This is a genomic window from Fulvivirga sp. AWR4_260, from assembly GCF_056158185.1.
In genome coordinates this window covers 3365232-3389099 of sequence record NZ_JBSWSU010000015.1, presented here as the reverse complement: position 1 = coordinate 3389099, position 23868 = coordinate 3365232, and the positions used below count along the sequence as shown (strand labels likewise).

At 37.7% G+C, this 23868-nt stretch carries 16 protein-coding genes; 6 read left to right on the top strand and 10 right to left on the bottom strand.

The annotated features are described in order from the left end of the window. Positions 1 to 74 precede the first annotated feature (74 nt). Both ACXACQ_RS20555 and porU2 read left to right on the top strand, forming a co-directional pair. Entirely contained in the window at positions 75 to 1151 is a 1077-nt protein-coding gene (locus ACXACQ_RS20555) for a putative type IX sorting system protein PorV2 (protein WP_474977874.1), read from the top strand. Continuing rightward, on the top strand, positions 1148 to 6157 hold the full coding sequence (porU2, locus tag ACXACQ_RS20550; RefSeq protein ID WP_474977873.1) for a putative type IX secretion system sortase PorU2: 5010 nt from the start codon (positions 1148 to 1150) through the stop codon (positions 6155 to 6157). The genes ACXACQ_RS20555 and porU2 overlap by 4 nt, the downstream gene beginning before the upstream one ends. On the opposite strand, the gene ACXACQ_RS20545 is transcribed toward porU2, so the two are convergent. The 6 genes from ACXACQ_RS20545 to ACXACQ_RS20520 all read right to left on the bottom strand — a co-directional run bounded on the left by ACXACQ_RS20545 (position 6146) and on the right by ACXACQ_RS20520 (position 11007). After that, the gene (locus ACXACQ_RS20545; RefSeq protein WP_474977872.1) at positions 6146 to 6712 is read right to left on the bottom strand and encodes a hypothetical protein; all 567 of its coding nucleotides are present in this window, start codon (positions 6710 to 6712) and stop codon (positions 6146 to 6148) included. The genes porU2 and ACXACQ_RS20545 overlap by 12 nt on opposite strands. 1 nt (position 6713) lies before the next feature. Next, complete coding sequence (locus ACXACQ_RS20540; protein WP_474977871.1) at positions 6714 to 6938, bottom strand: hypothetical protein; 225 nt, start codon at positions 6936 to 6938, stop codon at positions 6714 to 6716. Positions 6939 to 6946: 8 nt separating this feature from the next. Beyond that, entirely contained in the window at positions 6947 to 7945 is a 999-nt protein-coding gene (locus tag ACXACQ_RS20535) for a beta-ketoacyl-ACP synthase III (RefSeq protein WP_474977870.1), read from the bottom strand. A 109-nt stretch (positions 7946 to 8054) separates the two neighbouring features. Further along, the gene (locus ACXACQ_RS20530; RefSeq protein WP_474977869.1) at positions 8055 to 9284 is read right to left on the bottom strand and encodes a tetratricopeptide repeat protein; all 1230 of its coding nucleotides are present in this window, start codon (positions 9282 to 9284) and stop codon (positions 8055 to 8057) included. A gap of 30 nt (positions 9285 to 9314) precedes the next feature. Then, a complete protein-coding gene (locus ACXACQ_RS20525; RefSeq protein WP_474977868.1) occupies positions 9315 to 10007 on the bottom strand; it encodes an SOS response-associated peptidase in 693 nt (230 codons plus the stop codon). A gap of 58 nt (positions 10008 to 10065) precedes the next feature. Beyond that, positions 10066 to 11007: a YheT family hydrolase gene (locus ACXACQ_RS20520; RefSeq protein WP_474977867.1), complete on the bottom strand. Its 942-nt coding sequence runs from the start codon at positions 11005 to 11007 to the stop codon at positions 10066 to 10068. 292 nt (positions 11008 to 11299) lie between these two features. Here ACXACQ_RS20520 and ACXACQ_RS20515 point away from each other — a divergent pair, with 292 nt between their 5' ends. From ACXACQ_RS20515 to ACXACQ_RS20500, 4 genes are all read left to right on the top strand, one after another. Continuing rightward, positions 11300 to 13681: a TonB-dependent receptor gene (locus ACXACQ_RS20515; protein ID WP_474977866.1), complete on the top strand. Its 2382-nt coding sequence runs from the start codon at positions 11300 to 11302 to the stop codon at positions 13679 to 13681. A gap of 6 nt (positions 13682 to 13687) precedes the next feature. Continuing rightward, the gene (locus ACXACQ_RS20510; RefSeq protein ID WP_474977865.1) at positions 13688 to 14593 is read left to right on the top strand and encodes a DUF4249 domain-containing protein; all 906 of its coding nucleotides are present in this window, start codon (positions 13688 to 13690) and stop codon (positions 14591 to 14593) included. Between the two features lie 11 nt (positions 14594 to 14604). Further along, positions 14605 to 16257, top strand: coding sequence for a dipeptidyl-peptidase 3 family protein (locus ACXACQ_RS20505; RefSeq protein WP_474977864.1), 1653 nt, complete (start codon positions 14605 to 14607; stop codon positions 16255 to 16257). A gap of 133 nt (positions 16258 to 16390) precedes the next feature. Continuing rightward, a complete protein-coding gene (locus ACXACQ_RS20500; protein ID WP_474977863.1) occupies positions 16391 to 17269 on the top strand; it encodes a sensor histidine kinase in 879 nt (292 codons plus the stop codon). An 81-nt stretch (positions 17270 to 17350) separates the two neighbouring features. Here the strand turns inward: ACXACQ_RS20500 and ACXACQ_RS20495 are convergent, their stop codons facing one another. The 4 genes from ACXACQ_RS20495 to ACXACQ_RS20480 all read right to left on the bottom strand — a co-directional run bounded on the left by ACXACQ_RS20495 (position 17351) and on the right by ACXACQ_RS20480 (position 23859). Further along, on the bottom strand, positions 17351 to 19879 hold the full coding sequence (locus tag ACXACQ_RS20495) for a cellulase family glycosylhydrolase (RefSeq protein WP_474977862.1): 2529 nt from the start codon (positions 19877 to 19879) through the stop codon (positions 17351 to 17353). Positions 19880 to 19963: 84 nt separating this feature from the next. Beyond that, positions 19964 to 21157 (bottom strand): glycoside hydrolase family 53 protein, encoded by a 1194-nt coding sequence (locus ACXACQ_RS20490; RefSeq protein ID WP_474977861.1) that lies wholly within the window; start codon positions 21155 to 21157, stop codon positions 19964 to 19966. A 10-nt stretch (positions 21158 to 21167) separates the two neighbouring features. After that, positions 21168 to 22238, bottom strand: coding sequence for a SusE domain-containing protein (locus ACXACQ_RS20485; protein WP_474977860.1), 1071 nt, complete (start codon positions 22236 to 22238; stop codon positions 21168 to 21170). Between the two features lie 34 nt (positions 22239 to 22272). Then, on the bottom strand, positions 22273 to 23859 hold the full coding sequence (locus tag ACXACQ_RS20480) for a RagB/SusD family nutrient uptake outer membrane protein (protein ID WP_474977859.1): 1587 nt from the start codon (positions 23857 to 23859) through the stop codon (positions 22273 to 22275). Positions 23860 to 23868: the final 9 nt, after the last annotated feature.

The window sequence follows — 23868 nt, the reverse complement described above, 5'->3', positions numbered from 1 at the left end:
GATAGAGTGTTGTAGCAGAGAGTGTAGTGGTATCCTATTGTAATTTGGAAAATACCTTTGATCGATTTAGGCTAATGACTAAGAAGATATTTTTTTTATGGGTATGTATTTGGGGGTTTGTTTATAATGGCTTTTCGCAAAGTGCTCCTAAGTATAGTAATGAATTTTTGTCTATAGGAGTAGGAGCTCGCGGTCTGGCTATGTCCAATAGTCAGGTGTCAGTAGTTAATGATGTTACCTCAGGATATTGGAATCCTGCTGGTCTTCTTGATATTAAAAATCAGTATGAATTTTCTTTAATGCATGCAGAATACTTTGCGGGTATTGCTAAGTATGATTATGCGGCTTTCGCAACCCCTATCGATTCGCTATCTCATTTAGGGATTTCAATTATTCGCTTTGCTATTGATGATATACCGGATACACGGTACTTATATGATGCCAATGGGGCTATCAACTATGATAATATCCGTTTTTTTTCTGCGGCTGATTATGCTTTTCTTTTCTCTTATGCTAGAAAGATTCCGGTACTTAATGGACTGCAAACGGGAGCTAATTTTAAGGTGATACACCGGATAGCCGGAGATTTTGCCACTGCTTGGGGTTTTGGGCTAGATGCAGGGGCTAAAATGGAATTCAAGGGGTGGAAGTTTGGTTTAATGTTAAGGGACATTACAGGTACTTTTAATGCTTGGAGTCATAATACTGAACTAATAGTAGATGTGTATACGCAAACTGGTAATATTATTCCTGAAAATTCAGTGGAAATAACACTACCCAAGGCTATTTTGGGTGTTGGACGCTATTTTCCTGTAAAAGAGCATTTTGGGGTGCTTGCCAGTATAGATTTGATTTCTACGTTTGATGGAAAACGTAATACAGTAATAAAATCAAATTTTGCATCTATAGAGCCTGCATTTGGGCTTGAATTGGACTACAAGCAGATGGTGTTCTTAAGAGGGGGACTGGGTAATGTGCAAGATATTAAAGATTTTGACGGTAGCACTTCAAAATCTTATCAAACTAATTTTGGAATGGGGGTGAAAATCAAATCTATTACCATTGATTATGCACTTACGGATATAGGAGATCAGTCAGAATCTCTTTATTCAAATGTTTTTTCACTAAAGGCGGGGCTAGATAAGAAATGATGAAAAAGCTACTATACGTTTTAATACTATTTGTTATCTGTCAAGGGGTAAATGCACAGGATTATGGCGATGAGTGGATAGATTACAATAACCGCTATTATAGAATACCTGTAGCTAAGGATGGCATTTATAGGCTAACAAGGGCTGATTTGGCAGGTGCCGGCATCTCTATTGCTACATTAGACCCTAGAAAAATAAAAATTTTTCATAGAGGAGTAGAGCAGGCCATTTATGTGGAGGGGCAGGGCGATGCATCTTTTGACGCTACGGATTACATAGAGTTTTATGGACAAAAAAATGATGGTACGTTAGATAAGTTGCTGTATCAACCCGAAGAAGCTCAACCTCATAATTATTATAATATTTATACTGACACCACAGCTTACTTTTTAACCTATAGCGCTTTAGGGACTAATGGTAAGAGAATGGTCAATTTCTTTGAAAATAACCTTACGCTGCCAACTGAGGCTGCTCATAATAATGCTGTTATAAAAATTAATACTGATCAGTACTCACCAGGGCTAAGTTATAATGCCTCTGATGTAACTAAATATAGCTATTTTGACTATGGTGAAGGTTGGACAGGTCAGCTAATACAAGAGGGGCAAACTATTGACTACTCTCTTACAGGAATCAGTAATCAGGTCACTTCAGGTGCCACTCCGACCTTGGAGGTTTTGTTGGTAGGGAGAGATGATGTTAGTCATGCTGTAGAGATATTGGTGGGAGGAAATGCAGGCGCACTGCGTTCGTTAGGTACAGTTAATTTTGATGAGTATAACGCCTATAAGTTTACTTCTTCTATTAATTGGTCTGACATTTCTTCTGGAACCTTAACGGTTAGGGTCAGTGACCTTGGAGTTAATGGGGGTAATGATAGAATTAGTACGTCTTATGTGCGTTTAATTTACCCTCAGTCTTTTAATGCACAAGGTCAGTCGAAGCTATTTCAACTTAATACATCCAGTAATAACAAGTCTTATATAGAAATAACTAATGTGCCCACTTCACCTACTTTGTATGATATTACTGACTCTGATAATATCGTGATTGTAGGCCACAGGAACTTGACCGGTAAAATTGGTGCGGTAGTTAATAATACAGCTACAGCGCGCAGTTTGTGGTTAAGAGGAGCGGCTCAATACATCACTCCGGAAATTACTAAAGCGCCAATTAGAAACATCAATGCAGCAGGTAAAAACTATATTATTATAACCAATAAGTTTTTAAGAAAGTCAGGAGGGGCTTATGCTGATCCCGTAGCAGCCTATGCTGCCTACAGGGCTTCATCTATTGGCGGTAATTATGATACCTTGGTGGTAAATATGCAAACGTTGTACAATCAGTACAGTTATGGAGAAACTTCTCCGCTGGCTGTTTACAACTTTATGCGCTACATGGTTAATAATGGTGATCCTGAATACTTATTTATTATAGGTAAAGGATTGGATCCTGATGTTAACTTTTATAGGAATACAGCGGGTTATTTCTCCGTAACAAAATATGGAGTCACCTATCAGATACGAGATTTGGTGCCTACAGCCGGTAATCCAGCTTCTGATATTCTATTTACAGCAGGCCTTGCAGGAGCAGGAGTAGAAGAGGCGGTTTCTACGGGTAGGCTACCGGCTGTTAATAGTCAGCAAGTAGCCAATTATTTTAATAAGGTGAAAGAAATGGAAGCTCAGCCATTTAATGCGCTGTGGAGAAAAAACTTATTGCACCTTAGTGGTGGTATAAGGGCCTATGAGCTGAGCCTTTTTAAAAGTTATGTAGATGAGTTTGCTGCAGTAGCTACTAATAACTTCTTAGGAGGTAAGGTGGCCACTATAAGTAAGGAGACAAGCAGCACGGTGGAGTTGATCAATGTGGCTGATGAAGTGAATAAAGGATTGAATATGGTCACTTTTTATGGTCATTCAGCTCCTTCTATCATTGATATTGATATTGGTTATGTTAGTGATCCTGTGTTGGGGTATAATAATCCAGGTAAGTACCCTACCTTTTTAATAAATGGGTGTAATGTAGGGCAGTTTTTTAATGCTAATATTCTTTTTGGAGAAGATTGGATTTTGGCTGCTGATAAAGGTGCGATAGGCTTTATAGCACATAGCTCATATGGTTTTACTGATAGGATAAAGCGATACTCAGATTTGTTTTATGAAATTGGTTATGGCGATTCGGTTTTTATTAAAAAGCCTATTGGAGATATCAAAAAGGAATTGGGCAGAAGGTATATGTCTACTGCAGCGGCTACTCCGGCCAATGTAACTCAAGTGCAGCAGATGATATTAGTAGGAGATCCTGCTCATGCTTTGTTTGGAGCTCAATTTCCTGACTTTGAAATTAATAATAATAATATTTATGTAGAGTCATTCAACGATGATCCGGTATCTGCCCAATCAGACTCACTGGATATGAATATCATAGTTAGAAATTTTGGTAAAACTACACCTGACTCGCTAACGGTGCATGTGACTCGCATATTAACAGATAACACTACACTTACTTATGACTCTACTTTTAAAAGTGTACTCTACCAAGATACCCTCCATTTTACAATTGATAATAGGCTAGATAATGTATTTGGTAACAACCAATTTATGGTGGATATTGATTATTTTTCTGAGATTTCAGAACTTGACGAAACTAATAACTCAGCATCGTTTAGCATATTTATTCCCCTTTTTGGTACTCAAAACTTGTTTCCTGTAAATTATTCAATAGTTAATACGCAGCCTGTGGAATTGTTAGTGCAGGCCAGCGATTTACAATCTGATAATAGAGATTTTATTATTGAAATAGATACTACGAATGAATTTAATAGTGCTTTTAGGAAGCAAACTACTATTAATGCCAGGCTTTTAGCCAGTTGGAAAACAGAGCTGCTTGCTGATGTCTCTGCTAATGACAGCACAGTATATTTTTGGAGGTCTAAATTTGCCAATCCTAAAGAGGGTGAAAGTGATGAGTGGGTGGTCAGCAGCTTTATTTATATTAAAAACGGGCCTACAGGTTGGTCACAAAGTAGAATAGAGCAGCTTACAAATAATCAACTTACAGGGTTGGAACTAGATGAGGAGGCGAAGAGAATCCGGTTTGAGCAAAATCAATTAAATCTTAATATTACTACTTATGGATCAGCCAGTGGTACTAATAATTCTGATATTTCTGTAAAGTTAAATGATACCGAATTTATTATCAATAATGGGTATAACTGTAGAAATAATACCGTGGCTCTGATCGCATTTGATAAAAATTCTACAGTTCCTTATTTGGGGATAGCAGCCAGAGGCTGCGGCCGGCAACCACAAGTAATAAATAACTTTGCTTTTTCTGAATTAGAATCGGGAGCTAATGATTTAGTTCAATATATAAATAGTATTAATGAAGGAGACTCTGTAGTAATGTTTTCCATTGGCAACCCTAGGCTAGGAGACTGGTCGGCTAATGTTAGAAGCAAAATGGAGGAGTTGGGAGCTTCTGCTACAGACCTGGCCACGCTTCAAAATGGCGAACCATTTATTCTCTTAGGTCGGAAGGGAGGAACACCGGGCACAGCTAAAACTGTGCGAACATCGTTGACACCGGCTAATGAACAGCAAATTAACTTGTTAGATGCGGTTACTGGTGTGTATTCTACAGGAAGCATGACTTCAACTATTGTAGGGCCTGCCTCGGATTGGGTGTCGTTAATTACATCTATTCAAGTGTCGGAACTACCACAGACAGACGTGGTAACGGTGGATGTAGTTGGGCTTACCCTTGATGGGCAAGAGCAGATGTTGAAGACTAATGTGGTCGTGGGAGTTGAAGATTTAACAGATATAGATGCCCAACAATATCCTCAGCTGAAGTTGGTGTTTAGGTCAGCAGATGAAGATAATTTAACTTCAGCGCAGCTTGTAAAATGGCAGGTGCTTTATAGTGGAGTGCCAGAAGGAATATTGCTATTACCTGAAGATATGCCTACACAAGTGGAGAAGGCTGAAGGGGATGTTTTTGAGGGAGCCTATGGTTTTAAAAATATAAGTACCTATGCTTTTCCTGACTCTATCAATGTGCAGTATACCCTGTTCAATCAAGATAACCGTACCTCATTTGTTGACAGAGTTAAAATATTAAGCCCTGTGCCTGGAGATACTACAAAGTTTGATTTGGCCATTAATACATTGGGTAAAGCAGGAGACAATGATTTCAATCTATTTGTGAATCCTCGAGAGGTGGTGGAGCAGTATTATGATAATAATGTATTTGATAAATCTAAATACCTGCTTATCGAAGACGATAAAATTAACCCTTTAATTGATGTTGCTTTTGATGGAAGGTATATTATTGATGGAGATATTGTGTCTCCTAATCCACTGATATCAATAGTGCTGAAAGACGAGAATAAGTTTGTGTTTAAGAAAGATACAGCTGATTTTAATGTGTTTCTAAAAAGGCCATGTGAAGAATGTATTTTTGAGCGAGTTTCTTTTTCTTCGGATAAGGTCAAATGGTATCCGGCAGATGAAAAAAATGATTTTAAAATAGAATTTAGACCAGAGCAGCTGACTGATGGTATTTATACCTTACGTATAGATGCTAAGGATGCTAGTGGTAATGATAGTGGTGCAGAACCTTATCAGATTAATTTTGAAGTGATTAATGAATCCACTATCACTAATTTCTACCCATACCCCAACCCCTTTAGTAGCAGTACTAGGTTTGTTTACACTTTGACTGGCAGTGTTATTCCTGATCAGGTTAAGATTCAGATTATGACTGTATCAGGTAAGGTGGTAAGAGAAATAACGCAAGATGAATTGGGGATGCTGCGGATTGGTAATAACATATCAGATTATGCCTGGGACGGAAGAGATGAATACGGAGACCAGTTGGCTAATGGAGTCTATTTGTATAAAGTGTTTATAAGGCAAAATGGTGAGTCAATAGACCACAGAGATACCTCTGCTGATAAAGCATTTAAAAATGGATATGGGAAGCTTTATTTACTTAGGTAAATTCAGTAGATGTTTGTAAAATTCTACTGATGCGGTCTTTACCTCTGTAATTTGAGAGAGCGGTATTGACTGAGAAATTTTCACCATTGTGGGCTTGGTGCTGAGCAAGCTGCTCATGTTTATGGTGGGTACTTGCTGTGCATTTCTAAGGCTATGGTCCCAGCTGTCTCCTTCAGTTTGTAGGTAAAGCGGGTATTTGTGTTGTTCAATAACGTGTTTAGGCAAATAAGCAATGGCATCACCCTCTACGTGCAATGTATTGCTAAAGAAGTTTCCCCACCAGAATATGGTTCTGTAGGCAAATATTGAAGTTTTGGTAAACAGTCTTGGGTAATCCAAAACAGTGTAGGGGAGTCCTAAAAAGTTATCACCTTTACTAATGCGTCCTGCATTTGTGTGGCAGTGAGGGGGGAAGGTAAGGTTCGAATGCTTTGTTTCTTCTTTTAAAATACCTTCCAGATCTGAATAGAGCGTTATGATTTTATCAGTAATAGCTCTTTTGGTTAATAGAAAGTCAGAATCTGAAAGGTATTGAAGTTCTTTTTCTGAAAACAAATTAAAACTTGTCTGGGGTTTGAATTACTTTGAGCACAATTTCATGTGGATCTCCGTCATTATCTAATAAGTGAAATTTAACCAACGGATTTTCTTCTTGCATGAAATTCTCAATTTTTATGATTTCATTGCCGGGTAAATTCTTCTGGATTTTTTCCTTTGCATGCTCTATAGCTTGTGCAAATTCAACTTCTAATTGACTGGGATTATATAATGTTGTTTTCATAAATTATTTTACCATTTGATTAATGCTGAGGCCCAAGTAAAACCACTACCAAAGGCAGCCATGCATATTACGTCTCCTTCTTTTACTTTTCCTTCAGCCCAAGCTTCGCTTAGTGCTATAGGAATGGATGCTGCAGTAGTATTTCCATACCTCATAATGTTATTATACACTTTTTCGTCTGCTAATCCAAGTGTTTCCTGTATATAGTTGCTTATGCGCAGATTTGCTTGGTGAGGTATAAGTAAATCTATATCCTCTTTTTTCATGTCATTAGCGTTGAGCGCTTCCATGATTACCTCCTGAAATTTTACCACGGCATGTTTAAATACCATATTTCCATTCATATGCACCTTAAAAGTGGTGGTATCAAGTATTTGGTCTGGTTGCCTTTCTTCGTTAGATCTGCTGCTTCCTGGGTCTTTTATGTACAGCTCTTCGGCATATCTACCATCTGAGTGTAGGTGAGTAGATAAAATGCCTTGCTCATCAGAGGTCTGAAGTATAGCCGCGCCAGCGCCATCTCCAAATATTACGGCTGTTCCTCTTCCCCTTGTAGTTAAATCAAGAGCCGTAGACTGTATTTCTGCACCTACTACGAGCACAGTTTTATACATGCCTGTTTTTATAAATTGATCAGCTGTAGAAAGTGCATATATAAAACCTGAACATGCATTTCTTATATCAAGAGCAGGAATAGACTCTAGGCCTAATTCTCTTTGTAGTAGTACTCCAGAGCCTGGGAAGAAATAGTCTGGGGTGATGGTAGCAAATACTATAAAGTCGATGTCTTCTGTCTTCAGATTAGCTCTATCCAAGGCCATATGTGCTGCCTTTGCAGCCATATTTGCTACAGTATCTTTTTCTGGATTAATAAAACGCCTTTCATTAATACCAGTTCTTTCCACTATCCATTCGTTGTTGGTGTCCATTATCTGAGATAGCTCATCATTTGTCACAACTCGTTCTGGTACATAGTGCCCTAAACCCTTGATTTTTGAGTACTTCATGGTCATTTTATATTTAAATGAGCAAATATAGCTAAAATTAACTAATGTTTGTTAGGTTTAACAAACGCCTGAAATTGAATGTTTTGTAATTATTTAATGAGTTGATAGATCAAAAGCACTTTTTGAGCAAACGCTTATCCATTTCTTCTTTTTTCATTCCTAGAGAAATGGCCAAATTGGCATCTTCGCAGGCCTGTTGCTTGTTTTTTAATTGCAGATGAGTTAGAGCCCTGAAGTAAAAGCCTAACTCGTAGCGAGGCAAGTCTTTTAGGCCTTGGTTAATGTCTTCCAGTGCTTTTTCGGGCTTGTTGAGTAAATAATAGCTGTAGCCTCTATTAATGTAGGTATAGGCCTGTTCTCTACCAAATTCAATGGCTTTATCGAAGCAATTTATAGCCGCTTCGTAATTTCCTTGCTGAAAGTAGCTTAAACCTTTATTTCTCCAAGCATCGGCACTTTTTGGGGTCAGTTGAGTGACTTTATCCCAATCTTTAATAGCAGATTCCCAATGACGCTGCTCGCTAAATAAAACAGCCCTTCGAAAATAAACTTCCGCATTGCTACTGTCTAAAGATATAAAATGGTTGTAGTCTGTTAATGCACTATCGTACGCCTTTTGTCTTGTATTAATAATTCCTGCATATAAATAAGGCCATTTTGAATTCGGGTTTACCGTAGTGGCTTTGTTGTAATAATAAAGCGCGCTATCGGCTCTATCTAGCTTGTTAAATACGTTGCCCAAGTTCAGGTATAAGTTATCGTCATCAGGCGTGAACTCAGTAGCTTGGTGCAATAGTTTAATGGCGTCATAGCTATATCCAATTTCTAAATACACTAAAGCCAAGCTTGTAAGTACTGTTGCAGAGGTAGATACCTCAAGCGATTTCTTAAATTCACTAATAGCCTCACCTCTGTTCTGTTGTTCCAGCCTTATTTTACCTTTTAAATGGTGCATATTACTTTTTGCTATTCTATATACAGGCAATTGATCTGCTGGAGAAGCTATCTGTAGGCTCATCTCTTTTATTGAGTCTTGTTGGATTGCTTCAATTTTGTTGTCTATAATATCTAGCGCCACATTGCAGTAAGCAATTGCTTGGGTAAATTGGTGTTGTTCATAAGCTATTTCTGACAGATAACCCGCAGCCATATAACTTTGAGGGTATTCTGTTAAGGTAAACCTCAACTGGAGTATGGCCAATGATGTATCTCCTTTAGAGAGTGTTTTGTAAGCGGTATTTAAAAGGTCATTTTTGTCTTGGGCATTGATTTGAGAATACGAGAGAGTATTAAATAAAGCAGCAAAACAAATATAGATACAAAACTTACTGAAAGTCATTAGTACGTTATTAGCTAGGTAAAACCAGAATTAGTCAAATAAAGAATAGTTGCCGAACTGATCGGCAGGAGCCATGGGTTCTATTAATGATTCATCATCTACATGAGGATCGGTGATTTTGGGAGAAACGGTATAACTTCCCATTTTTTCTGATGGATATACATTTAAAAGTTCCATCAACTCCTCTTCAGAAGAGGTGTCTTTAAGCCAAATGCTTTCCTTTTCTTCATCCAAAATGACGGGCATTCTATCGTTCACAGATTGTACAGTGCTATTGGCTGAGGTGGTAATTATTTTAAAGGTATGCACAGGTTCACCTTTTTCATTCTCAAACTCTTCCCAAATGCCGGCAAAAGAAACGAGCTTTTCATTGAAAACAAATCGGTATGGGATTTTACCTTTTTTACTTACTTGTTTCCAGTCATAGTATCCATCGGCAGGAATAATGCACCTGCGCGTCATTAAAGCTTGTTTAGATAATGCTTTACGGGTTAGGGTTTCCTGTTCGGCAAATATTAGTTTATTGCTTATAGTTTTGTTTTTAGCCCATTCAGGCATTTGCCCCCAGTAAAAGAAAGAAACCCCTTTACTATTTTGAATAATAATAGGGAGTATCTGTGATGGAGCCGCATTATAACGAGGCGTATAAGCCTCAGGAATTTCTACATTGAACCTATCTTTTAGTTGGTCGGGTGTAGCGGTTATGGTGTATCTGTCTCCCATGATATTGCTAATTTAACAAAAAAAAGGAGCTAGCCTCATATTTTGGTAATATTCTACATCATGGGTTAACAAATGATAGCGCTCTTTTTTCGGACCAAAACCGTTTCTCTTTGTTAAATTCGGTGAAGCCTACGTGCCCACCTTTTTCAGGGGTCTCAAAAATGATATAAGGATGATTGTCTAATTCCGTAATTGGGTAGCACTCTTCTGATAAGAAGGGGTCATTTTTAGCATTAACTATTAAGGTGGGTACTTTTATATCTGCTAAGAAATTAATAGAGCTACAACTATTATAGTAATGAGTAGCATTTTTAAACCCATGCAGCGGGGCGGTGTAGCGTTCATCAAACTCTTGCAAGGTTTTAATTTTGTCAAGATCTTCGATAGAGAGCTTACCCGGCATAGCAGCCGCTTTTAATCTTATTTTCGTTTTAAGGTTGCGTAAAAAACGAACGGCATATATTTTATTTGAGTTTTCGCTTATTTTACTGCAGCTAGAAGCAAGGTCTAGTGGTACCGAAAATGCTATGCCTTTAGTAATGTATGGCGATATTTCGTTTGATTTTTCTCCTAGGTATTTTAATGTGAGGTTGCCTCCAAGACTAAAACCAATAAGCGTAATGTCTTTGTAGCCTTTTTCTATAGCATGACTTACGATAAAATCGAGATCATCGGTGGCTCCGCTGTGATAAAACCTAAGTTGGTGGTTGATTTCGCTGCTACAGCCCCGAAAATTCCAAGCCAATACATCAAAGCCCTCTTGATCAAAAGCACGAGCCATACCCTTGATATAAGGTCGAGTAGAACTTCCTTCTAGGCCGTGTGAAATTATAACTAATTTATCATTACCCTTTTGTAGCCAATCTAGATCTAGAAAATCATTGTCAGGAGTGTTAATTCGCTCTCTTTTATAATTAACATCATTTACCTGCCTTAAAATAGCGGGTAAAATGGTTTCAAGGTGCGAAGAGAAATAAAACTTTGGGGGTTGATAGTTCATAGCTTAAGATTTGGGTAAAATAAAGAAGAATTAATTTTATTCTTTGATTATTAAAATAAAAATATCCGTTATTCGTCAATAAATTCAGTGGGCCGTGGTAGAGGTAACTTCTCTTAGATTTGTAGTACATATTAAACGGCTAGAAATGAGTTCGGCAATCACATTTACCACTAAACATGAATTACTTTCAGTTTGTAAACAGACGCCTTTATTTTGAGGCAAAGTGAGCATTCAGTACACTTTTATCTTTAAAACAATAACCAAACTTATACTATAACTTAATTATTGACTCATGACCAGCAAAAACTTGTTGATCTTTAGCCTCATATGCTTCTGTAGTCTTTTGACTACGCTTACCATGGCGCAGCAGAAGTATACCATAAGTGGCTATGTAAAAGACATTGATAATGGCGAAGCATTGATTGGTGCTACTATTTACGTAGAGGAGACTCAGTCAGGTAGTGCTACCAATGTGTATGGTTTCTATTCTCTTACTTTGCCTGCCGGTAAATATACTTTGGTATATAGCTATGTAGGCTATGACGTTATTAAAGAAGAGATAGATCTTACTAAAGGTAATGTTAGAAAAGACTTAGAACTTAGTGGACAGACCACCGCGCTTCAAGAGGTGGTGATTACGGGAGAGGCAGATGATGCTAACGTTTCAAGTGTAGAGATGAGTACTGAAAAGATTGATATCAAAACCATTCAGAAAATCCCTGCTTTTATGGGCGAGACAGATGTATTGAGAAGTATTCAAATGCTGCCTGGAGTGAGCTCTGTAGGTGAAGGATCGTCAGGGTTTAACGTAAGAGGTGGATCTGTAGGGCAAAACTTAGTTTTATTAGATGATGCTCCTGTTTACAATTCATCACACTTATTTGGGTTTTTCTCAGTGTTTAACCCAGATGCAGTGAAGGATGTGAAGCTAATAAAAGGGGCAATTCCTGCCAACTATGGAGGTCGTTTGGCGTCTATTTTAGATGTGAGAATGAAAGAAGGCAATAGCAAAGAGATGGAAGTGGCCGGTGGTATAGGTACTGTATTTAGCAGGCTTTCTGTACAGGGACCTATAAAGAAAGACAAAGCCTCATTTTTAGTAGCGGGTAGGCGCTCTTATGTTGATGTGTTGGCTAAGCCTTTCACCGGAGATGCTACGCTTTATTTTTATGATTTAACCACCAAGCTTAATTATAACTTAGACGATAAAAACAAGTTTTTCTTATCAGGGTACTTTGGTCGTGATGTGTTTAAATTTGATGAAGACCAAGGCTTTGACTGGGGAAGTATTACTGGTACTTTAAGGTGGAACCACCTTTTTAACGAACGCTTATTTTCCAACTTCTCTTTCTTTGTAAGTACTTATGATTATGGTTTCTCTTTTGGAGACGATGATAGAGATAAATTTGATTGGAACTCAAGAATTCTTACCTATACTTTTAAACCTTATTTTAATTATTTCTTAAATAAGGATAATGAGCTGGTAATAGGAGGTGAATCTACTTACTATAACTTTAAACCAGCAGAAGCTTTAGGTGTTTCAGATGGGGTGCCCACAGATATAAGTTTAGATAATAAGTACTCTTTAGAAAGTGCTGTTTATGTTGATAACACCCAGAAAGTCAATAATAAATTGACATTGAAGTATGGGCTTCGTTTTTCTGGATTTCAATATTTTGGACCAGGACAAGTGTATGATTTTGTTCCTACAGAGCCTGGTGAGAGAAAAGAGCTTGTAGGCGAAACATCGGCAGATAAGGGGGAGTTGATTCAAGATTATTACAACTGGGAGCCACGTGCTTCTATCAAATATCAGATAGGTAAATCATCTGTTAAGGCCAGTTATACCAGAACTGCCCAGTATATACACCTTATTTCGAACACGGCAGCATCAACTCCTATTGACTTATGGTCGCCTAGTACCAATAATATTAAGCCTCAGTTAGGAACTCAGTATGCATTGGGGTATTTCCGAAATTTTGGAAACTCTAATAATATTGAATTTTCAATGGAAGGCTACTACCGCGATAACGACAATCAGGTGGAGTATGTAAAAGGAGCAGATTTATTTATTAATGAACTATTAGAAGGCGATGTGGTAGCGGGTATAGGAAGAGCCTATGGTGTAGAGTTTAACCTTAAGAAAAAGGCAGGGCAATTTACAGGATGGGTGAGTTATACAGTAGGGAAAACAGAGCTTAAGGTTGACGGCATTAATAAGGGAGATTGGTACCCAACCAGGTATGATCAAACCCATAACCTAAAGCTTTTCGGAAGTTATGAAGTTAGTAAAAGAGTATCAGCCTCTGCTAATTTCACATATATTACGGGTACGCCATTTTCAGCACCTACTTCTAGAATTACCCAGCAGGGGTTTGTTATACCTTATGATTATTATGATTCTAGAAACGGCCTTCGAGTGCCTGCCACACATAGGCTTGATCTCTCTATGACAATACAAATGAAAAGGGAGAGAAACGGTAAGCCAAGGAGAAATACTGATGAGCTGGTTATTTCTTTATATAACGTTTATGGTAGAAGAAACCCGTTCTCTATTTATTTTGCTCAGCAAGATGGCTATACTATGCCTGCGGACCCTATTAACACTATGGCTTATAGATTTTCTATAGTTGGCGCCCCAATACCTGCTATTTCTTACAACTTTAAATTCTGATCATCAATGAAAAAGATAATATATACATTAGCTGTGGCTTGCATGTTTTTTTCATGTGAGGATGAAGTTTCTTTAAATTTAAATGATGCTCCGCCTGTATTGGTGGTAGATGCCTGGGTTAATAACCTTTTACAACCACAGGTAATAACACTTACCCAATCGCAGCCATATTTTGAAGCAGAAATACCTGAGGGGGTATCTTCGGCAGAAGTTTATTTGCAAGACTCTGTTTCAGGTGAAATTTTTGAGTTTACTGAAGACCTGGAAGTGGACGGGAAATATACTTGGGATCCTAGTAATTCATCTATGAAATTAGAAATGAACCATACATATAAGCTTTATATCAATATTGATGGTGATGAGTATGAGTCATATTCAAGGATGAACAGAGTGCCACCTATTGATTCTATCACCTATACTTTTTATGAAGAGAGAAATGCTTTTCAACCTGAGGGCTATTATGGCGAATTTGTGGCCAAAGATTATGAAGGTGTAGGTGATTCTTATTGGATAAAAGCCTACAAAAATGGAAAGTATTTAAACAGACCCGGAGATTTAAATTATGCATATGATGCTGGTTTTGGTAGCACTGGTGAGCTAGACGGTTTGGTATTTATACAGCCCATACAAAGTGCAGTGACTCCGCTTAATGAAGATGAGGATGAATACGTGCCCTATGTGTCTGGCGATTCTCTGTATGTAGAAATACACTCTATTTCTAATGATGCATATCGATTTTTAGAAGAAATGCAGGTGCAAATAGATAAAGATGGTGGCTTTAGTGAAATATTTGCAGAGCCATTAGAAAATGTGCCTACTAACATTGTGAACTTAACACCAGAAACTTCGCAAAAGGCAGTGGGATTTTTTAATGTTGCAGCAGTTTCTTCGAAAGGTCGAAGATTGGAATAAAATAAATTATCATGCACAAAATATTAAGCACAGCATTGGCTATTGCCTTGCTAAGTAGCTGTACTGCCAAAAAGGAAGAGCAAAAAGATCATGAAGTATTGATGGATGCAGATTCAAGTAAATATGCTGAATTGGTAAGTGGTTACACTTCAGTGAAATTAACCACAGATGTATCTAAGTTGTCCGATAACCAGAAAAAGATGATTCCTCTGTTTATCCAAGTAGGAGAAATTATGGATGAATTGTTCTGGTACGAAGCATATGGCAAAAAAGACTCATTACTGCAAGTGCTAAAGGATAGCGATGCGGTACAATATGCAAAGATAAATTATGGTCCTTGGGATCGGTTAGATGGAAATGCACCATTTATCGATGGTGTAGGAGAGAAGCCAGCAGGCGCTAACTTTTATCCAGTAGATATGACCAAGCAAGAGTTTGATGAGGTGGAGCTAGAGGGTAAAAACTCAGCTTATACTTTTATAAGAAGAGGTGAGAAGGGTGAGCTAACAGCAGTGCCTTACCATACCATGTTTAAAGAAAAGTTAGAGAAAGCAGCAGACCTATTAAAACAAGCCGCAGCGTATGCTGATAATGCCGAATTGAAGCATTATTTGCAACTAAGAGCCGAAGCTTTTCTTACTGACGCTTATTATGATAGTGATATTGCATGGATGGATATGAAGACTAATCAGCTTGATATCATCGCAGGTCCGATAGAGAATTATGAGGATCAGCTTTATGGAATCAGGACTTCGCATGAAGCATACGTTTTGGTAAAGGATATGGAGTGGAGCGAGAGGTTGGCTAAGTATGCCGCACTTTTGCCTGAGTTGCAGAAAGGGTTGCCAGTAGCAGATCAGTACAAAGCAGAAACACCGGGTACAGACTCTCAACTAGCTGCTTACGATGTGGTTTATTATGCAGGCGACTGCAATGCAGGAAGTAAAACTATAGCAGTCAACTTGCCTAATGATGAAGAAGTGCAGCTTAAGAAGGGAACAAGAAGATCTCAGCTTAAAAATGCTATGCAGGCTAAATTCGATAAGATATTGGTGCCAATAGCAAGTGTTTTGATAGATGAGAGTCAAAGAGAGCATATTTCATTTAATGCTTTTTTTACTAACACTATGTTTCATGAAGTAGCACATGGTTTGGGTATTAAAAATACTATTAATGGTAAAGGGTCGGTGAGAGAAGCGTTAAAAGAAAATGCTTCAGCATTAGAAGAGGGCAAGGCGGATATTCTAGGCCTTTACATGATTACCAAACTCCATGAGTCAGGTGAAATAAAAGGTGAATTGGTAGATTACTATACTACTTTTATGGCTAGCATATTTAGGTCGGTAAGGTTTGGTGCTGCCAGTGCTCATGGTAAGGCCAATATGATTAGGTTCAATTTCTTTAAAGAACAGGGCGCTTTTACAAGAGATGAAGCCACTGGAACTTACAAGGTAAACTATGATAAAATGCAGGCAGCTATGAATGCGTTATCAGAAAAAATATTAATGCTTCAAGGAGATGGAGACTATGCAGGTGTAGGTAATTTAGTAGAAGAAAAGGCAATTATAAGCGAAGAACTTCAAAATGACCTAAATAGGTTGACCGAAGAGAAAATACCGGTTGATATTGTATTTGAGCAAGGAGTAGACGTGCTGGGACTGTAATAGTTAATAAAAGCATTTTAAGGCTGTTTTTCGATTTAGCAAGATCGGGAAGCAGCTTTTTTTTTGGGGTGTGGTGTCTACAAGTAGGCAAAGTGTGGTATCATTTCCACTACTATAATTTCACGAATCGAGTATGTATCGTTTGAAATTGCGCTTTTTGCTTTTGGCATGTTATAAGCATAAGAAGAGGGAGAAGACCAAAACTCAGGAAATTATGCCATATGTGAATAGTGCCGTATTAAATTTTTCTACACCAGCATCGTTTGATGTTAGCAGGGTAGGAGAGGCAGCGAAAAAAAGAAAAAGGTCAAACTATTTATTTGATACTAATAACATTCAGCAGGCAGAACAAGAGGACCTTGAACTTAACCAATTGGTACATGATTTAAAAAGCCCAGTGAATTCACTGAAAGGAATAGTGCAGCTGGCTAATAGTAATATAACTAATGAAGAAGTTAAGGAGTATTTATCTATGATTACTCAGTGTGTTGATAAACTGGAGAGTAAAATTACCAACACATTGAATATGTATGAGAATGGAAATATTCTTAACAAAGCAGAGGAAATTGACTTTGAATCTATGATTGCTGAAATTCAAGATTCATTTTCTTTGGCAGAAGGATTTGATAATGTGGAGTTTAATGTAACAGTTGATGTAGAGAATCCGTTCTATGCATCTAGAGCAGTAGTAGAATCTATTCTTCAAAATCTTTTCGAAAATGCAATTAAATATCAGTGTCCGGATAAGGAACAATGCAGTGTTAACGTTATTGTTACTGAAACCGAAGAAGGCATTCAGATAGAATTTAGAGATAATGGAATAGGAATATCAAGAAAAAGGCTTCCTTATATTTTTGATGCTCACTTTAAATCTGACCAGCACAAGAATAGTAATGGTCTTGGCTTATTTATAGTTAAGAAAGCAGTAGAAAAGTTGCATGGAACTATACAAGTAACAAGTAAGGAAGGGGAAGGCACTAAGTTTATGTTAGACCTTCCTTCCCAAATATAAATGAACTTTACAGTTTATAAATTAATATAGTAAACTCTCTCTTTCGAGTTACCGAACTTGAAAAAAATAAAAGCCTTCAACCTAAAGGCTTTTATTTTTTAAATACATATCATTCAAAATCAAATAACACTTACCGTTTTTGCTTTCGGCTATTACCTGAATTTTATCTATCTCTTGAACTTTCAATTTATGGCTTGGTGCCTGGTTTTGGTACCATAATGCCTGAAAAGAAGGGTAAGGTCTTGGTAATAACACATGCTGATCAGGTTTGAAATCTGAGATGGTTAAATTAAAGCTTGTGCCATTATCAGTTAATGCTTCATGGGAATAGCCATTACCGTTTTTGTCAATAAGAATAACTTTTATAGAGCAGCTTTCACACGTTTTTGCACTAAAGCTAATTTTATCAGTATCTGAAATAGTTAATTTATTTTGCTCTATTTTATCTCCAATATACAATTCGCAAGCAATTATAGGGTGCGAAGCTGAATTATCAGTTAATATCAATTGGCTTTCTAAGTCTGAAACCGGTAAAACCTTCTTGTCCTCAGGCTTCCATAAATTGGGGTATATATTTAGCTTGTTGGCCTCCGAGGCAGGAGAGAATAAGTGAAGAGGAGCTTTATTAGGCAATACTTTTAACACCCAGTATTGCTTATTGTAAAAGTCCCATGCCCAAGGGTTGCCTTTAATTTGCCCAGGGAAAGTGTAAGTACCTCCTGGTTTATTGATGACAATTCTATATTTAACAATAGCAGGTTCTGTTATTAATTGAGATAACTCAGCCTTAAAATGGTAAGGCGCATATTCCTCCATAGTAACTGTTTCATATTGGCCAGAAAGCGTCTCTATAATTAACTCGGCTTTATCACCATCAGCTAAACCAGTGATGGTAGCTTCAATAGATAAAGGGTTGGTAATAGTAGTCGCTTCAGGGCTTGAATGATAAACATGTAAATCATTTTGCTTTTCTTGAGCCATGTTATAATCATTCGTGGCCAGCTGGTTTGCACCAAAAGTGTTAGGGATTTTGTCTGGATTAATCTTTTTCTTGCTTATGATATACGCTCCAGGAGCCACTTTCCATGTATCACTAACTTGTTGGCTTTGCTTGGTACTCAAGTTAAAAACGTAGTACTCACTTTTAAAATCAGGCAAAGAGATTGAAATGTCATTATCTCTGTAGCTAATGGTAGTAACAGTTTTGGATAGTGATGTTGTTTCAAAAGGATCTTTTACCCTTATGGCATCAGGCATTACCTCCAGTCTCCACTGTGTTTTGTTAATCTTATCTAAAAAATAACTTCCAGTGCCACTATATTGTATTACTGACGAATTACCTACCCCAGCTATATGCTTTAGCTTATTGGTAGTAGAAATAGGGGTTTTGCAATGGTTAGAGTAGTAAAATAAGGTATCATTATGGTATTCGCTTACATTGTGAGCATAATCGCTGTTGAATGTGATATCCTTATCATTTAATGGCATTTTAGATTTTCTGAATACCTGATTAGCTACCATTAGACTTATAGCTTTATGTGGCGTGTATATAAGGTTGAGGTAGTGTGTTTGATACTCCGTATTGGCGTATGCTGTAGAAAAAGGATCGTATGCAAATTGTGTAGCCCATTGGAAACCAGCTTGTCTGAAGCTTCGGGCCATTTGTGGATACATGTATGATCCATCAATGTCTCCTGCATCAAATTCGTAAACAATAAGCGGTTTTTTTTGAAAACGCGGCAAAGTATCAAAAGGAATTAAGTACTGGCTTACATTGGGCAAAAAATTGCCTTTTTGAGTGTGGTTTGCCACTAGCCCAACAGGATACCACTGAAAACTATATCCATCGGCTTTAGAATTGGTAATGGCTTCTGCATAGCTGAAGGATTCACTGATGTTATAAAAAATAGGCTTACTCCAGCCAGTGCTCTTAATAGCATCATACATGGAGTTAATGTACGCTGTGGTTTTTGTTCCGGCTCCAGAGTGCTTGGGCTCATTGTTAACTTCAGCAGCTATTATGTTATTGTCGTCTTGGTATGTGGTGCCGGTGTAACTATTGACATGATTGAAAAACTGCTTTAAATAATTCTCCTGAGCAGAAATGGCCTTTGGAGTAATTAATGCCTTGGTTTTGCCATATATGTCAGAAAAAGAACCTGTATGTTCATCTTTTTCCGGATAGCCATTTCCCCAAAAAGCTATAGGTGTTACCACTACTTTGATGTGATGTTTTTTGAGCTTGGCCAATAGATAATCGTATAAGTCTAAGTGCTCATTCACTTTTAGGTTACCCAGAGAATCAGAAATCTCTGTGTCCCAAACATGTACTCTGAAAGCATTGATGCCCATTCTGGCCATATGCTCTACATCTTTGTCTATGGCGGTTTTTGCATCAACTTTTAATTTTTGGTTGGCTCTAAATCCGTAGGCAAATGGAGTAGTATAGTTAACACCAAAAAATAGTGCTTCGGAATTGTTGTGAGACCACCGCATTATCCCTTCTTTATCAATGTAGACAGGGTTGTTGTTTTGTGCTTTAATGTGAGCTGAGCCACATACAATACACAACAATGCGATTATGAGTTTTATAGGTAAGCGTATTTTCATAAAGTGTATTTTGTATATAAAAAAACAGCCTTTCAACCACTTAAAGAAAGGTCGAAAGGCTGTTATTATTCATTGTAAATGAAACTATTTGTACGATGCTTCCATAAAGGAAATTCCTTTTATGGTATTTCCGTCAAAATCAAAAAATGTAGCATTTTCCCATGCAGACCCTGTTCCCCAAAGATCTTTCATATCAGACGTTATCCAATCGGGTTCCCAGTAAATGATGCCTGCACCGCCACCATCTTTAACTTCTTGGGTAAGTTTTACCAGTAGGTTATATTGACCTTCTTCAGTAAATGGATACCCCTCTAAAGGATCTTCTCCTAGCTGGTTGGCGTAGTCGTCATCCCATTGGTCAGTCCATGGATAGCCCGTTTCTACCATTATTAAATCTCTACCAAATCTACTTTTTGCTTCAGCAATTGTAGTGCTTAAATCATCAGGGGCAATAGTTGTATGCCATAGTGGATAATAAGAAAATCCAATGATGTCAAAATCACTTACTTTGGCTCTATTGATTATATCTCCTGTAAAAGCGATCATGTCAGCAGGGTCAGCCACATGCAATGCAATTTTAGGTGTGGCTACTTCATCAGCAGCTTTTACAGCTTCTATTGCAGCATTAAGGACTTTGCCTAAATTACTCCACTCATTATCACAGCTGCTCGCAGTAGGAAAGTTTTCATTCTCGTCATTACCATATAACATTCCACAGTTTATTTCATTACCTACCTGCACAAATTCAGGAGTAAGACCTTTATTTTTTAAGTAAGTAATGGTGTTGAAAGTATATTGATATACAGAGTCTGATAATACATCTATGCTAGAGATGCTTTTCCATGCTTCTGGCACATCCTGACTATCGGGATCAGCCCAGGTGTCAGAATAATGAAAGTCTAAAAGCACTTGCATATTATTGCTATGAGCTAACTCTATAGATTTCGCTACATCTTTTATGTCATTGTACATTTGCTCTCCTGCAGGGCTGTATACTGTTTTAGTCCATTCAGGAGAATGAAAAAGCCTTAGTCTAATTACATTGGCCCCATGGTCTGCAAATATTTTGTATGGTGATGCTGCCGCTCCATTGTCTTTAAAAACACCATTATGATCTAATATTTGATTAGTATACGAAAGGTCTGCTCCAAAATAAAAGTCATTTAGCGCAGTTCGTTCTTTTTGAGATGGAGATAAGTCATCGTCACAACCCATGAATAGGCACATACTTAAAATGAAAGTGATGCCTATATAATACCTGTTTATCTTTTTATTCATACCTCCGCTATTATAATTTTAAAAATATAAACTTCTTAGATAGGTCGTTGAACCTGATAAGGTACTTGCCTGCTTCTACTTCTATGTCAGCACCTGATGAGCTAGAATTGGCGTATAGTGCTGTCTTGTCAGCAGCAGTGGTTCCCCACCATTCACCATCAGGTCTAAACTTGATTTTAGTAAACTCAGTGAACTCCGTTGTTAACGACCATACGTGAGGGTTAAGCTCGGTGTTGCTCATAGGTTCAATAGCATTCCAAGCGTTAAAGTCTCCTGAAATTCCAAATTCAGAATAATCAGTAGCCTCTGACTCATCAAATTCAGTAATGCTATAGCTCATATTTTGAATGTTAACCGTTAAAGAGTAATAACCTGCAGACATTGTAATTCCCGCTACTTGATCATCATTTCCCGTTTCTTGAATAGCTAATTGGTTTTCTCCAGCTGAGCCCCATTGAGGCTGCCACGCACCTTGGTTGCCTAATAGCTTTAATTCACCAGCGTTGAAATTACCCGTGAAAGTATAAACAAAGCTATTCTGCAGTTCTCTGAACATAGGAGTAGCCGTACTTTCATCCCACTCAGCTTCAGATGCAGGACCTACCATATATAAGTCAGCATATAAAGATTCAGTAGATGATAGATATGGGGTAACTTGTAATTTTATAGCTTCAGAAAACACTTCTAAGTCATTAGAAGCGAACACACGTATGCGAGCATAAACATCGCTAGCCTTTTCGGCTTCAAGGCCTAGTTGAGTACAAATGCTGTTGAGCTCCGCTACTGTAAAAGATTTTTGCATTGAAGTGTCTACTGTCACTTTTCTTGCATCATCAAAAATAGTAGTGTCACTGAATTGTATTTCGTAGCTTTTAGCTGAAGAAAAACCAAATTCGGCAGAGGAATAGCTGAATGTTACAGCTTCATTTTCTGCTTCATCTTCGAGTAAAATAAAGTCGGTTGCTGTAGCACTAAAAGTAGGAATACTTGATGTTGAAGCAACAGCCTGATCTTCATCTTTTTCACATGCAGTGATAACAGTGATGAAAAAGGCAATGATATATAAATACTTAATTTTCATTGTAATCTAATTTTAATGTTGAAAAACCCATTAATTAATAACCATCATTTGGTTTCATATTAGGGTTTGCCAATAAGGCAGCTGATGGAATAGGGAATAAGTCATAGAATGATGCTACACTTCTTCCTTGTGCTGTTCCGCCTTTAAACGGCCATGCATAATTACCTGATGAGAATTTTTTGAATCTGATCAAGTCTGTTCTACGGTGCATCTCATAGCACAATTCTCTAGCTCTTTCGTCAAGTATGAAATCTAGTGTTAGGTCTGATGCAGAAATGTTTCCTGAATCATCACCATACGCTCTTTCTCTTAGCGCATTGATGTAACCTAGTGCTGTTGCAGCGTCACCTCCGGTGCCTCCTCTAAGTACCGCTTCTGCATACATAAGGTATACATCTGCTAATCTAAACATAGGGAAGTCTGTGTCAGGGAAACTGTTGGCTTTATTAGAGCCAGGTTGTCCATCTGAAGTAACATTTTTGAATTTAGTAACAGGATATCCTTCTCCAAAAACAGTAAGGTTGTTGATTTCAAGGGTCTGTCCATCGGTGTGGAACATAGCTCTTGAGTCAGTCTCTCCAGTAATGTCAGAAAATAAGTTTACAATGTTTTCTGTAGTTCTCATTCCACTCCAACCATCAGATACACCAAATTCGTCTCTGTCCATGCTGCCGCCAATAGAACCTAAAATAAGGTATGTCATACCTCCATAAGATTGCGTGCGGAAACCATCAAAGTTGATAGAGAATATGATTTCGTCAGCCTTATCATTGTCTGCAAGAAATAGGTTTTGAAATTTCGGTTCTAACTGATAACCTGCATCTATAACTTTTTTCGCATAGGTGATAGCTTCTGTGTATTTAGCCTCACCGGTGTATACTTCTGCATTGAGATATAGCTTTGTTAACAAAGTCCATGCAGCAGCTTTATCAGCTCTACCGTATTCGTTTTGACGAGCATCTACTAAATCAGACTCAATATCTTTAAGTTCAGATTCAATATAAGAAAATAAGTCTTTTCTACTGATTTGCTCAGGGTAAAAGTCACCTACTCTATCTTCTTCTGTTACAAAGGCAACATTACCAAACATGTCGATGGCATGCCAGTAGCTTAGAGCTCTGATAAACCTTGCTTCAGTTCTAAATGTTCTCGCCTCAGCTTTTTGTGCATCCGTAAGACCCCGGGCATCTAGCTTGCTATCCGCCATTTCGTTAATAAACTCATTAGCTACAGCTACCTGAAAGTATATACGGCTGTACATGGCGCTTATGAATTCATTGCTAGAGGTCCATTCTAGCTCTACTAAATCAACTAATGAGCCATCAGTCCAGCCGATAACCGCTTCATCAGTAGTTAATTCTTGTAGGTTATAATAAAGTCTGAGGTAATTAGAGAAACCTTCATCAAGGTCTACAATATCACCATCACCACCACCACCTTGCTGTCCACTTAGGGCGTAACCACCGTAAAGTTTGGCCAATACAAGTTTGTAGTTGTTGAAGTCATCATAAACTACATCTGAAGTAATTTGGTTGTCAGGCTTCAGGTCTAAGTCTCCACACGAAACAATGAGTAATGTGAGCAGGCCTAATAATATTTTATGTATAGATAATTTATTCATTATTTTAAA